Origin of the sequence: Maribacter sp. R86514 (assembly GCF_044597005.1) — a bacterium.
Lineage (GTDB): Bacteria > Bacteroidota > Bacteroidia > Flavobacteriales > Flavobacteriaceae > Maribacter.
Map to the genome: position 1 here is coordinate 722,753 of NZ_CP138999.1, position 13,347 is coordinate 736,099.

The following is a 13,347-nucleotide window of genomic DNA, read 5'->3' on the forward strand; positions in this document are numbered from 1 at the left end:
AAATTAAGATGAACGCTAAATATCAATACGAAATAAAAAGTAATCTAATTTTTGGTTTCAACATAGAAATTTGGATCTACTCGTAATGAAGTTAAATTGCCTTTTATTTTCTCGGTTTTCCATTCCGTAGTAGGTTCTATCCAAACTGCGATGTCGTTGATGTACACTTTTAAGGGTATGGAAAAATTGTCAACGGTATTGGTAAAGCGATACGCTATTTTTTTGCCCTTTACATTGTATTCGAAAACAGGGATTTTTGTGGTTCGTAAATACTGATCGAAGAAAGGTTTTAAATCTCTTTTCATACCTATGGCGATGACATTTTCGATTTCATCGGTAGTTACGGTTTTATGGTAAAACTCTGAATTGAGGCCGCGTAAAATGGTTCTCCATTTTCTATCATCATTTACAATTTGGCGTAAGGTGTGTAGCATGTTTGAACCCTTATAATACATATCGCCACTACCTTCATGGTTTACATTATAAATGCCAATAACAGGTTTGTCATTTCTGATGTTGTTTCTAATACCCTGTACATAGGCATTTGCAGCTTCAGTACCGTAATGGTAGTCTAAGAATAAACTTTCGGAATAACAGGTAAACCCTTCATGGACCCACATGTCTGCAGCATCTTTATAGGTGATGTTATTGGCAAACCATTCGTGACCGGCTTCATGAATAATAATGAAGTCGAACTTTAGACCCCAACCCGTATTGGATAAATCTCTACCCAAATAACCCTTTTTGTACTGATTGCCATAAGTAACCGAGCTTTGGTGTTCCATACCTAAATATGGAACTTCAACTAGTTTAAAAGAATCTTCATAGAACGGATACGGACCAAACCAATATTCAAAAGCTTTCATCATTTTGGGAGCATCCTTAAAGTGTTCTTTAGCTTTCTCTAGGTTGTCTTTTAAAACATAATAATCCATATCAAGGGCACCTTTTTCTCCTTGATATATCTCATCAAAATGAACGTAATCGCCAATATTTACATTAACACCATAATTATTAATAGGGTTGGAAACAAACCAGTTGTAGGTATTGGTTTCTTTATCAACACTTCTAAGACGACCATTAGATACGTTCATTAATCCCTTAGGCGCTTTTACACTGATTAACATACTGTCAACCTCGTCATACATATGGTCTTTGTTTGGCCACCATACACTAGCGCCCAGACCTTGGCAAGAGGTAGCTACAAAGTCTTTGCCATTTGAATCTTTTTTCCAAGAAAATCCACCATCCCAAGGAGCTCTCACCGCTTCTTTTGGGTGACCGGAATACGTAACAACAACTTCATTGTAATCGCCTTCTTTTTGGGGTTTTACAAGTTGAATAAAATGAGCATTTATGTTATGTACAACTTCCAATTCTTCACCATCTTGAGTCACTTTTTCAATTTGCAATGGCGGTTGCAAATCTACCTGTAGTACTTGATGAGGTTCTAATACTTTGTAGCGAATGGTATTACTTCCGCTGATAAATTTATCATCAGGATTCACGTCAATATCTAAATGGTAATAATTTAAATCCCACCATTCACGTTCAGGGGTAATACTGCCTCTAAGGGTATCTTGTTTAGTAAAGGTTTGTGCCTGTGAAAAAGAGCATATGCCTAAAGCCAGTGTAGCTATAATTTTTTTCATGAGTTACGTGGTTTTGGTTTATCTGAAAATTCCGTTAGGAAAAACAACCGGACTCTCAAATCCGTCTTCACTAACCGCAGAAACTCCAAAGAAGAAGTTATCGATAACAATGCCTTCCAAAACAAATTCAGAAACATCGCCCACGTATCTGCTGTAATCCCATGTTGGGGAGGTCGTATCTCTCCAATATATTTTATATCCCTTGGCACCATCAACTTTACTCCACTGAAATTTGGCTGCAGGTTCAACAATACCACCAATTTTGACGGTTTTAGGGGAAGGAGGGGCCCAAGCTATAGATGCCATATTTATAGCATTAACAGCCGTTAATTTAGCGGCATACTCAAAATTTACATGTTCAAGAACATCGCCATAGGCAATACCATCTTCAACACGGATATCTTGGTGCTGTTGTGTATAGTTTTCATGAGCTTCCATAATACGAATACCAGGGAAACCAGCATCATTGAAAGGTCTGTGGTGACCACCACGACCAAAGCGATCTAAACGATAGATCATCATTGGATTCATTTCTGGCATGTATTGCTTTACGTTTTTATGAACATAGCGTGCCAATTGTCTAGATACACCATCTACTTCGCCACCGTAAAAACGCCTGGCTTTACGTTGCTTTTCTGTTTCAGTAGGTGGTACTGGCTCAGAGAAAATTCTAAAGTCAACATTACTAATGGTACCATCCACACCTTTGATGTTACCGATCATATCATTATTGAATATACCAATAACCTCCCAGCCTTGGTCTTTAGCGTATTTGGCAATACCGCCACCGCCAAAAAGACCTTGCTCTTCACCTGAAAGCCCCATGTAAATGATACTGTTTTCAAATTTATATTTAGACAAAACACGAGCAGCTTCTAACGTACCTGCCATACCGCTGGCGTTATCATTGGCACCGGGCGAATCATCTGTATAGTTATTAGGGTCGCTAACGCGAGAATCGATATCGCCACTCATAATAATATAGCGATTAGGGTATTTTGTTCCCTTTTGTATGGCAAGAACGTTCACTACTTCCACATCTTTTACAATGCGATCGTTTGCGCCTTTTTTGACTAAATCTTTTTGAAAGAAAACGTTTAGGCAACCTTGACATTCAGTAGAGGTTTTTTCGAATTCACCTTTGATCCAACGTCTAGCAGCTCCAATTCCCCTCGTAGTTGAGACAGTGTCACTTAAAGTATGTCTGGTTCCAAAATTGGCAAGTTTGGTAACATCGTTTTCAATACGCTCAGCAGAAACGGCATCGATAATATCATAAATACGTTGATCTGTTTGCGCTGTTAGCGTAATAGCTGAGGTTAATAGAGTGAGTAATAAGAACTTTTTCATTGCAAGTTTTTTGGTGAGTAATGTTAGTATAGGTAATCGGTTTCTAAATTTAAGTAAAATATAGGGCTGACCATAATTATCATAAACAAAGTATGTAGGCATTAGTTATTCTTTTTTGCCAGTAAATAGTATACTCCTAATAACGGACCAATAGCTAAAGGGATAAATAAAAGAGTTATAGGAATGATCGATTGAAGTGATCCTAGAAGTTGTATACTGATGATTGTAATAGCAAAACCAATGCAATTTACCAATGTAAGAGCAGTGCCTTTTAATTCTGGAGCTACTGCGGATGCCACTAAATTTGAAAATTGGGGTGAGTCTGCAGTAACTGCAATACCCCATAAACACCAACCTACTAAGAATAAATAGATGGGAAGCGAAAATAGCAATGGCGAGATCAAGCATATAAAGCCGGATGCTATTAAGGCTGCAAGAGCCACTTTCTTACTACCTATGCGCTGAGAAAGTATGCCGCCATAGGCACATGATAATCCGCCGAGCGCTATAACGATTCCAGACCATAGTGATACGGAAATATTACTGCCGGACTTTATGGCAAACCATTGAATTGCAATAGGTGTAAATGCCCAAAAAGCATAAAGTTCCCACATATGCCCAAAATAGCCGAATGCAGCTTTCTTAAATTCAAAATTTTGGAAAAGCTTGGGTCCTGCACTTAACTTCAATGTTGCGCTTGCAACTCTGTAGGGTCCGTTGGGTACAAGTAAGAAGAGTAATAAACCGCCCAAAGCGGTAATACCAGAGGTTAACATAATTACTTTATCTGGATGACTTGCAAATGGGCTTCCTTTAATCAAAAAAGGAAAAGCTGTACCAAGAACTAAGGCACCTACCAAATATCCCAGTGCTTTGCCTAAACCCTTCTCATAATAATCTGCGGCTATTTTCATACCTACGGGATAGATGCCTGCCAAAAAGAATCCTGTACTAAATCTGGCTAATAGCAATCCGCCCACATTTAATTGCGGGTAGGTTAAAGATAGATTTGAAATAGAAGCAAGAAACGCACAAATCATAAACACCCTTGAGGGTGAAAAACGATCCGCAATCATAAGAATGCCAAAAATTAATGTACCTACTATAAATCCGAATTGAACGGATGATATGACATAACTAATTATTTCAGGACCAAAATCTAACTTTTTAGTCAGTGATTCAATAATCGCATTACCGGCAAACCAAGTAGAGGTGCAGGCAAATTGCGAAAGAATTATGATGGGGAGAATATGTAGCTTTTGCTTCAATAGATCAATGTAAAAAAGTAACCTTGGCTATTTTATTATTTTCAATTTCATAAATACCTATTGCAGTATAAGAATCCCCTTTTATGGTTATGAATTCTTCATCAATAACTATATTACCGATTACGATCCTATTCTTAGTTTCACAATGAAGGTCTGTGGTAGTACTAAAAAAGCGATCATAGTCATTTCGCATATTTTCAATACCCTCTGTTCTTAGTTCGCCGTTAGCACCATAAACTTTCACGTCTTTGGCGTAAGAACTTAAAAAGGCATTGATGTCTTTAGCATTATAAGCTTCAAGTTGATATTGTACAGGTACTTCTGGATTTTTATCGATTGACGTATCTTTTAAGAAAGTCATGCTATTTATAAGTCCGTCAACCTCATAAATGGCAACTTGATGAAATTGTCTATCGCCAATGGTTATCTGTTCTTTATCTATAATAGTCTTTCCCAAATGAATTCTAGAAGATACTTTTACATCAATATTTGGCGTACGGTCATAAAAGTTTTGATACTTTTCCTTTAAAATTTCCCGTCCAACGTACAGTGTGTCCCTTGGGTAGTTTTTAACTACAACATTTTTGGAAAAACAATTGGCAAATGCTTTTACGTCTCGCGCATTAAAGGTTTCTACTTGCTTGTTAACAATACTTTTTTGTGAATCTTTTGAAACAAAACTTAGGTATTTTCCTTTTGGACTAATCGCTAATCTAGAGATTCCGTTGACATCTGGATCATTGATTTCGTATGCTAATTTCCATTCTGTATCCACTTTGGGATCAAAGGACAGAATTATGGATTCATAGGCATTAATCAATCGACCATCGTTCATCCAAGAAATATCTTCGCTATCCCCTAAAAGATTAATAATATCCTTAGCTTCTTTAGAATTAGGATTTAGCGATTTAACAATGGCATTTTGGCCGCGTTTTGCTATAAAACTAATTAGCTCAGTATTGGGGATTTTATGCAATGACCTACCTACATTTTTTTGTGCAGTAAAATGGGTGTTCTCCTTTAGGTTATACACTACCAAATCCATACGATTTTCAATTAATACCGTACATACGATGATATCTTTAGTATACCAAACATGATAGCCCACTTTTAAATCTGGTATTAAAATCTTTGATTCACCTGTCTTTATATTATACTCATATAAACGTTGTAAACCATCTTCATCTAAACGCACGGCTGAAATAGCCACTTTCTCAGGAATTTTTAAAGGAGAGTATTCACTGCCATTGGGTGTATTGGAAAGCCAAGTTGTTGTTTTATCCCTTACATCATAAAGAGCAATATCAGTTTGATTATTTCTAGTTGATGCGAATAGAATTTTGTCATTAGAAAAAAACGAAGGCTGATTATCATAACCTTCGTTGTTAGAAATATTAATTGGAGTTCCAATTTTTAAAGAATCATTTGGCCTATTTAAATCTGTCACATAAACTTCAGTGCCTTGTTGGGCATAAGAGTTAAGGCAGAAAAAAACGCTTACAAATGCAAAATTGAGAATTTGTTTCATTGTTTTGTGGAATATGAATAGCGTTATCCTTCGTCGGCAAATCTTTTCAAAATTGTACGAACATTTTTTGTGTTATCAACAAAATACCTTGCTTGCGTTTTTTGGCGTCCTACTTTCACAGTAATAGAATCTTCGGGCAGTTCTTGAAACATAAACTCATCTGTCCAATCATCGCCAATAGCGAAAACAAAATCGTACTCGTGTTCCGTATACACGCGCATAGATGCTCTACCTTTATTCACATTACTACTTTTTATTTCCATTACCTTATTACCGTTTAACACGCTTAAATCGTCATTGGCAATAAGACTAGTAAGTACCGTATTTAATTCTACAGAACGCTTTTGACCAAAATCAGGATCTGTTTTTCTGTAATGCCATGCTAAAGAGTAATTTTTCTCTTCAATAAAACTACCGGGAGTACGATCAACAAAAGATTCCAATACCGGTAAAATCTTCTCCATCCAGTCTTTCTTTACGGTTTCTAACATTCTAAACTCTTCGCCCCCTTGCGAGATCCACACACCATGCTCAACAATCATGTTGTATTTTTTTGGTAAGAACCATTTAGTAAACGTTTCTTTATCCCGACCACTAATTAAATACATATCTGTATTTGGTTGAGATGATATCTGGTCTAAAAGCTTGTACAATTCTTCGTCGGGAGATGCCTTTTGCGGGTCTGGGTGAAAACCTGCTAAAGTACCGTCGTAGTCTAAGAATACTAATCTTCTTTTGGCTTTTTTATAGTCATCCATTACCGTATCCATAAGACTTTCGGATAGTTTTTTGGACTTATAGGTTTGATCTTTCTCTTGTTGTCCCACTAGGGAATTCATAAAGTCGTTAGCCCACCTTTCTACATTATAACGTTCCAATCGCTTTTGTAATAGGGTATTTCTAGAAATTTGCTCTTCTTCAGGCATATTGATAGCCTCATAAAGCGAATCTGCTATTTGTTCAAAGTTGTTAGGGTTAATCAGTAATGATTCGTTCATTTCATTGGCAGAACCAGCCATTTCGCTAAGAATTAGTACTCCCGTCTTATCGGTTCTGGTAGCAATGTATTCTTTGGCTACCAAGTTCATACCATCTCTAATTGGCGTTAACCAAGCAATATCTGAAGAAGTGTATAAATCAATCAAATTATCGAAGGGCATAGATCTGTAGAAATACCAAATTGGGGTCCAGCTAACGGTTGAAAGCTCTCCGTTTATACGACCTACCAACTCATCTACTTCACGTTTTAGCAATTGGTATTGTGGCACATTGGAACGTGAAGGCACGGCAAGAATAATAAGTCTTACTTTCTCTTTGTATTGTGGATATTTATTCAAGAAATACTCGAAGGCATTTAAACGTTTTGCAATACCTTTAGTGTAATCTAAGCGGTCAATAGATAAAAAGAATTTAGCATCAGGTGCAGATTTTTTATGAGTGTCCAATCTTTTTTGCAGTTCAGATTTTTCAGTTTCGCTGCGTTGGGAATGTTCTTTGGCCGCTTCACTGAATTTTTTATAATCAATACCCATTGGGAAGGAGTCTACTTTAATCACTCTATCATCAAGATAGATATCATTAAAACTAACTTCTAAGCCCAATAGTCTACGTACAGAGCTTAAAAAGTGACGTTCGTAGTCATAGGTATGGAAACCAATTAAATCTGAACCCAGCAAACCTAGTAAAACTTCTTTACGCCATGGTAATGTTCTAAATATTTCAAATGAAGGAAAAGGAATGTGTAAAAAGAACCCGATAGATATATCCGGTCTTTCTGCACGTACCATTTGTGGTACCAACATCAGCTGGTAATCATGAATCCAAATGGTATCTTCATTATCCGCTTTTGCTAGAATGGCATCGGCAAACTTTTGGTTTACCGCTTTATAAATTTCCCAACTTTCCAATTCAAACTCAGAATACTCTAAAAAATAATGGAAAAGTGGCCAAACGGTCCTATTGCTAAATCCATAGTAAAATCCCTCGACCTCTTTTTCTGTCAAGTTAACTTTAGAAGAACCGTGTTCAGCGAGTGCGCTATCGATTTTTGGTATCAACTCTTCTGGTATTTCTTCATCCGTCAATCCGCTCCAACCGATCCAAAGGCTATCACCGCCAGAGTGTACAGATTTCATTCCAGTAGCCAGTCCACCTACACTTGGCACTGCAGTAATGTCTCCATTGCTAATTTGTAATTGTACAGGTAGTCTATTTGAGATAATGATAGTTTTCGCCATAAAAGAGTTTTTTTTGCTACTTTTTGATATTTATTTCTCTAAATTTCGGGAAAAAGGAGGGCAATACCAATTGAAACCTCATATGAATCAAGATTTTTATTGAATGGATAATTTAGACTACGGAATAATAGGGAATTGTAGAAGTGCGGCATTAATTTCAAAGACAGGAAGTATAGACTGGTGTTGTTTACCAGAATTTGATAGTCCGTCGGTATTTGCCAAATTATTAGATGAAAATATTGGTGGAAGTTTTGAGATTAATGTAGATGACAGCTATGAAATCTCACAGAAATATGAACAGTTTACAAATATTTTAATCACATCATTCAAATCTGGTAACGACCATTTTGAAATTCATGATTTTATGCCTAGATACCGTAAAGAGGAGAAAAAGTATCATTCTCCGCCAGAACTGGTACGCTATTTTAAGCATATATCGGGTAAACCTAGCTTTTCTGTATTGTATGATCCAAAGTTAGAATATGCAATGGGTACTACGGAAACCTTTATTAAAAAAGATTTTATTGCTAGTCTTACCCATGACGTAAAATTTGATACCGTTTTCTTGTATACATCATTTAATAAAGAGTCAGTTGCCAACAGTGTTCAGTTAGAGCTCGTTCAAGATGAGTTTATGTTAATGGGGTATAATGAAAAATTACTGCTACCGACTACGGAAAGAGCGTATTTAGATTTACAGAATACTAAGGTATATTGGTTGAATTGGACGAATTTGACACCAACGTATAAAAAGTTTAACGATGAGATTTCTAGAAGTGCATTAACATTAAAGCTTTTGAGCTATGATAAAACCGGAGCCGTACTTGCGGCGGCAACGACTTCATTACCAGAAACTATTGGTGAAGTACGTAACTGGGATTATCGTTTCTGTTGGATACGTGATGCATCTATGGTAATTAAGGTTGTATCTGAACTAGGGCACAAGAATGTAGCTAGACGCTATTTACAATTCATTATAGATTTAATTCCGGATAAAGCAGAGAAGCTGCAAATTATGTACGGAATTAATAAGGAGAAAAAACTAACGGAGGAAACACTAGAACACTTAGCTGGTTATAAAGGCTCAAAACCAGTACGTATTGGTAATGCGGCATACCACCAAAAACAGAATGATATTTATGGTATTCTGATGGATGTGATATATGAGCAGATGGTGAAATTCAGCATTGATATTGAGAATGGCGAGGATTTATGGGCGATAACAAAAGGAATCGTTTGGATCGTTAGCAATAACTGGAAAGATGCCGATAAAGGTATTTGGGAGTTTCGTGCTGAAGACAGGCATTTTACCTTCTCGAAAGTATTATGTTGGACAGCCTTAGATCGTGCTATAAAAGTGGCAGAGATGTTCGGTAAAAAACATAAAATTGAAAAATGGGAACCAATTAGAGCTGAAATCTGGAAAGATATCTATGATAATGCATGGAATGAGGAAGTAGGGGCATACACGCAATCTTACGGTTCCAAAGAGCTAGATGCTTCCGTATTATTGATGGAATCTTATGGATGTGTAAAAGCTAAAGATGAGCGCTATGTAAAAACGGTTAATGCAATCGGTAAAGAATTAAGTAATGACGGGTTGCTATACCGTTATAAGAATGAAGATGATTTTGGTTTGCCATCGTCCTCATTTACAGTATGTACATTCTGGTATATAAATAGCTTGTTCAAAATTGGAGAACGCAAGAAAGCACTTGAATATTTTGAACGATTATTGAGTTATAGTAATCATTTAGGTCTGTTCAGTGAAGATATTGATTTTAAGACCAAAAGATTGTTAGGAAACTTCCCTCAAGCATACTCACATTTAGCCCTGATAGAGTGTGCTATTAACTTCTCTAAAAAGGATAGTGAAGATCAAATGATGGAGTCTCTAAGAGAATAATAAATCGTTGACATAAGCCTTGATTTTATTAATTAGGGCTTTAAAATGTTGCTCTGTCGTAAAGGGATTCATAACGGTAATACGTAAATAGTGTATTCCTTTTAACTTCGTTTGCACAATATAAAATTCGCCATCTTCTAAAAGAAATTGGCGAATTTTTATATTTAAGGCGTTTAGACTTTCTGTATCTGAATTTGGTGGGCAGTATCTAAAACATACTATGTTGGACATTGGTTGAAGTGCCAATTCAAAATTTCGTTCTTGATCAATTAAATTTGCAAATAGCGCACCCATATCATAAAGATGGGTGACATTGGCGTCAAAGACTTCTTCTCCGTATAGTTTTAAGAGTGTGAACCAGTGAATACCCATCATGTTTTTGGTACATTCAAATGTGCGTTTACCAGAGTTGTACCAATCTTCATGTTCAGAATCAGATAATAGGTAATCTGCTTTTTGACTAAAAGTAGTTTTTGCGTTAATCTCGTTTTTAAAGAGTAGGGCAGTGGTCAATGCCGGCATCATCATCATTTTATGTCCATCAATTACAACTGAGTCCGCTTGCTCTATACCTTTAAGGGTATACTTATATTTTTTAGAAAAAATTCCCGCTCCACCATGGGCACCGTCTACATGGAACCAGATATGATGTTTTTTAGCAAACTCACCTATGATTTCAAGATTATCGAATATTCCAGTTGCAGTGGAAGGTGCACTACCAACAATAGCAAATATTTCTATACCATTTTCAATTGCTTCATTAAGTTTGGTTTCTAGAACATCGGTATCCATGCTAAACCCTTTTGTAACAGGAACTTTAATAATACCTTGTTCGCCTAATCCCATGATTCTTGCGGCCCGATCAACGCAGTAATGAGCTTCTTCGCTCACCATAATTCCCAGTTGATTTTGATTGCCTTCATTCCAGATATCTTGCTTTGTAATGGCTTTTCTAGCACTCAATAATGCAGTTAGGTTCGCTAAGGTTCCCCCAGAAGTTAAAAATCCTCCTGAAAAATCATTGAACCCAATTTTTTGGCAAATGAACTCTACAATAATTCGCTCAATTGCATTTGAAGACATTCCCATTTCATAAACCGCTGTTCCATTATTTAATAAAGAACTAATTAAACTTGTTAATGCTGTGATGGGCGCAGACGGACTCACTTGATGACCAATATAATGTGGGTGGTGAATATGTGTGGTTCTATTGGTGATTTCTTTGAACAAATCCTCACTATTTCCGTTAGATAAAAAATCTCTCCAAAATTCAAGTTCATTTTCCGGATTGTTCCAATCAATGGCATTACGGGAAGATGTATGTAGCTTATCCTGTAAATGTGAAGTCAGTTGATCAATTAATTGATGCCCGTTTGAATTAAAATCTGAAGTGTTATAAACCTGCTCTAGTAATTTCTTGTTCATAGTTTAAAAATAGTCGCAATATCAATGTTTACCAAACAAAAAAACCGCCCCAGTTGGGACGGTTTAATATTCAAGTTACCAAACAACAAAAGGTAATCTGAATTAGTCAAACGTATAACCGTTGTCTGCAGCAACCTTATCGGCAATTTGTGTGCGTAAGGCAACTACATTAGGGTAGTTTGTATATTTTGTAAAACGTTTAAGTCCCATTAACATCATTCTTTGCTCATCACCTTCAGCAAAAGAAATAATAGCTTCTTTTCCTTTATTGATGATAGTTTCAGTTGCATTGAATAAATATAATTTAGACATAGCTATTTGTGTAGCTTGTGCTTCTTCGCCAAAACGTTTTGCATTTTTCTCTGTTCGTAATAAAGCAGATTCTGCCATATATACCTCAATAAGAATATCAGATGCCGCCAACATTAATTGTTGGTGTTTCTCTAATTCTGGACCATATTTCTGAACGGCAGAACCGGCAACCATTAAAAATACCTTTTTTAATCTTTTTAGAATATCTTTTTCCTCAGCAAATAATTCTGAAAAATCAGGAGTATCAAAAGAAGGAATACCCATTAACTCTTCACCAACAGCAGTTGCAGGACCTAAAAGATCAACATGACCTTTCATCGCTTTTTTAACAAGCATACCTACCGCCAACATTCTATTGATTTCGTTGGTACCTTCATAAATACGTGCAATTCTAGAATCTCTCCAAGCAGATTCCATAGGCGTATCGGCACTAAAGCCCATACCACCGAAAATCTGAATTCCTTCATCCGTAGTATTTTGACAATCTTCAGAAACTGCTACTTTAAGAATAGAACATTCAATAGCGTATTCTTCAACACCTTTCAATTCCGCCTCTTGGTGTGTATTCCCTTCAGCTTCGCGAATAGCAATACGATCTTCAATATTTTTGGCAGCTCTGTAACTCGCAGATTCATCAACATAAACACTAGTAGCCATGTCAGCAATCTTAGATTTAATAGCGCCAAAATTCATGATAGGAGTTTTGAACTGAATACGCTCGTTAGCATATTTTGTAGCTTCTCCAATAACTCTTCGTTGTGCATCTAAACAAGCAGCAGCTAATTTAATACGGCCAACATTTAAAGCATTCATTGCAATTTTAAATCCGTTTCCTCTAGTAGAAAGCATATTCTCTACAGAAACTTTTGTTTCATTGAAGAAAACTTGACGAGTAGAAGAGGAGTGAATACCTAATTTTTTTTCTTCGTCACCTAAAGTAATTCCGTTACTAGGGTCATTTTCAACAATAAAACCAGTAATGTTTTTATCGTCTTCAATACGTGCAAATACGATGAACATGTTACAGAAACCTGCGTTTGAAATCCACATTTTCTGTCCTGAAATACTGTAAGATTTACCATCTTCAGAAAGTACAGCTTTCGTTTTTCCTGAATTTGCATCAGAACCAGCACCTGGCTCAGTAAGGCAATAAGCGCCAAACCATTCTCCAGAAGCTAATTTTGGTACATATTTTTGTTTTTGCTCCTCAGATCCATAAAGGGTTATTGGCATTGTACCAATACCTGTATGCGCACCAAAAGCAGTACTGAAAGAACCAGTAGCTCCAGAGATGTAATCACATACTAACATAGTAGAAACAAAGCCCATTCCCATACCACCATAAGATTCTGGTACAGCAACACTCAACAATCCTAACTCACCAGCTTTACGCATAGTTTCTTCAGTGAAAGCATAATCTTTATTTTCAAAACGCTCCCAATGTGCCCAAAGCTCTCTGTCAACAAATTCTTTGGTACTCTCACGCATCATGCGTTGCTCTTCGTTCAAATCTTCAAGTGTGAAAACATCTTCACAATTGGTTTCTTTTACAAGGAACTGTCCTCCTCTAAGAATATCTTTTTTTGCTGTATCTGTACTCATGTTATAAATAGTATTTAGTATAAAGTAATTAGAATAAAGTATTCAGTAAATACTCTAATAATAATTA

At 36.4% G+C, this 13,347-nt stretch carries 8 protein-coding genes; 1 reads left to right on the forward strand and 7 read right to left on the reverse strand.

The window, feature by feature from the left end:
• Window positions 1-44: 44 nt before the first annotated feature.
• The 5 genes from SJY30_RS03105 to SJY30_RS03125 all read right to left on the reverse strand — a co-directional run bounded on the left by SJY30_RS03105 (window position 45) and on the right by SJY30_RS03125 (window position 8,035).
• Entirely contained in the window at window positions 45-1,652 is a 1,608-nt protein-coding gene (locus SJY30_RS03105; RefSeq protein WP_396634155.1) for a M1 family metallopeptidase, read from the reverse strand.
• Between the two features lie 18 nt (window positions 1,653-1,670).
• Window positions 1,671-3,002 (reverse strand): M28 family peptidase, encoded by a 1,332-nt coding sequence (locus tag SJY30_RS03110; protein WP_396635300.1) that lies wholly within the window; start codon window positions 3,000-3,002, stop codon window positions 1,671-1,673.
• Between the two features lie 101 nt (window positions 3,003-3,103).
• The gene (locus SJY30_RS03115; protein WP_396634156.1) at window positions 3,104-4,270 is read right to left on the reverse strand and encodes a nitrate/nitrite transporter; all 1,167 of its coding nucleotides are present in this window, start codon (window positions 4,268-4,270) and stop codon (window positions 3,104-3,106) included.
• 4 nt (window positions 4,271-4,274) lie between these two features.
• Complete coding sequence (locus tag SJY30_RS03120; protein ID WP_396634157.1) at window positions 4,275-5,798, reverse strand: nuclear transport factor 2 family protein; 1,524 nt, start codon at window positions 5,796-5,798, stop codon at window positions 4,275-4,277.
• 23 nt (window positions 5,799-5,821) lie between these two features.
• Window positions 5,822-8,035, reverse strand: coding sequence for a bifunctional alpha,alpha-trehalose-phosphate synthase (UDP-forming)/trehalose-phosphatase (locus SJY30_RS03125; RefSeq protein ID WP_396634158.1), 2,214 nt, complete (start codon window positions 8,033-8,035; stop codon window positions 5,822-5,824).
• Window positions 8,036-8,138: 103 nt separating this feature from the next.
• Here SJY30_RS03125 and SJY30_RS03130 point away from each other — a divergent pair, with 103 nt between their 5' ends.
• Complete coding sequence (locus SJY30_RS03130) at window positions 8,139-9,941, forward strand: glycoside hydrolase family 15 protein (protein ID WP_396634159.1); 1,803 nt, start codon at window positions 8,139-8,141, stop codon at window positions 9,939-9,941.
• Here the strand turns inward: SJY30_RS03130 and SJY30_RS03135 are convergent.
• Together SJY30_RS03135 and SJY30_RS03140 are read right to left on the reverse strand one after the other, a co-directional pair.
• Window positions 9,930-11,366 (reverse strand): pyridoxal phosphate-dependent decarboxylase family protein, encoded by a 1,437-nt coding sequence (locus SJY30_RS03135; RefSeq protein ID WP_396634160.1) that lies wholly within the window; start codon window positions 11,364-11,366, stop codon window positions 9,930-9,932. The two genes, SJY30_RS03130 and SJY30_RS03135, sit on opposite strands and share 12 nt — an antisense overlap.
• 102 nt (window positions 11,367-11,468) lie before the next feature.
• Window positions 11,469-13,280, reverse strand: coding sequence for an acyl-CoA dehydrogenase family protein (locus SJY30_RS03140; protein ID WP_396634161.1), 1,812 nt, complete (start codon window positions 13,278-13,280; stop codon window positions 11,469-11,471).
• Window positions 13,281-13,347: the final 67 nt, after the last annotated feature.

Excerpts from the sequence above, each read along its gene's own strand:
- SJY30_RS03105 (WP_396634155.1), bottom strand. The coding sequence starts at position 1,652 with ATGAAAAAAATTATAGCTACACTGGCTTTAGGCATATGCTCTTTTTCA.
- SJY30_RS03110 (WP_396635300.1), bottom strand. The coding sequence starts at position 3,002 with ATGAAAAAGTTCTTATTACTCACTCTATTAACCTCAGCTATTACGCTA.
- SJY30_RS03120 (WP_396634157.1), bottom strand. The coding sequence starts at position 5,798 with ATGAAACAAATTCTCAATTTTGCATTTGTAAGCGTTTTTTTCTGCCTT.
- SJY30_RS03125 (WP_396634158.1), bottom strand. The coding sequence starts at position 8,035 with ATGGCGAAAACTATCATTATCTCAAATAGACTACCTGTACAATTACAA.
- SJY30_RS03130 (WP_396634159.1), top strand. The coding sequence starts at position 8,139 with ATGGATAATTTAGACTACGGAATAATAGGGAATTGTAGAAGTGCGGCA.
- SJY30_RS03135 (WP_396634160.1), bottom strand. The coding sequence starts at position 11,366 with ATGAACAAGAAATTACTAGAGCAGGTTTATAACACTTCAGATTTTAAT.
- SJY30_RS03140 (WP_396634161.1), bottom strand. The coding sequence starts at position 13,280 with ATGAGTACAGATACAGCAAAAAAAGATATTCTTAGAGGAGGACAGTTC.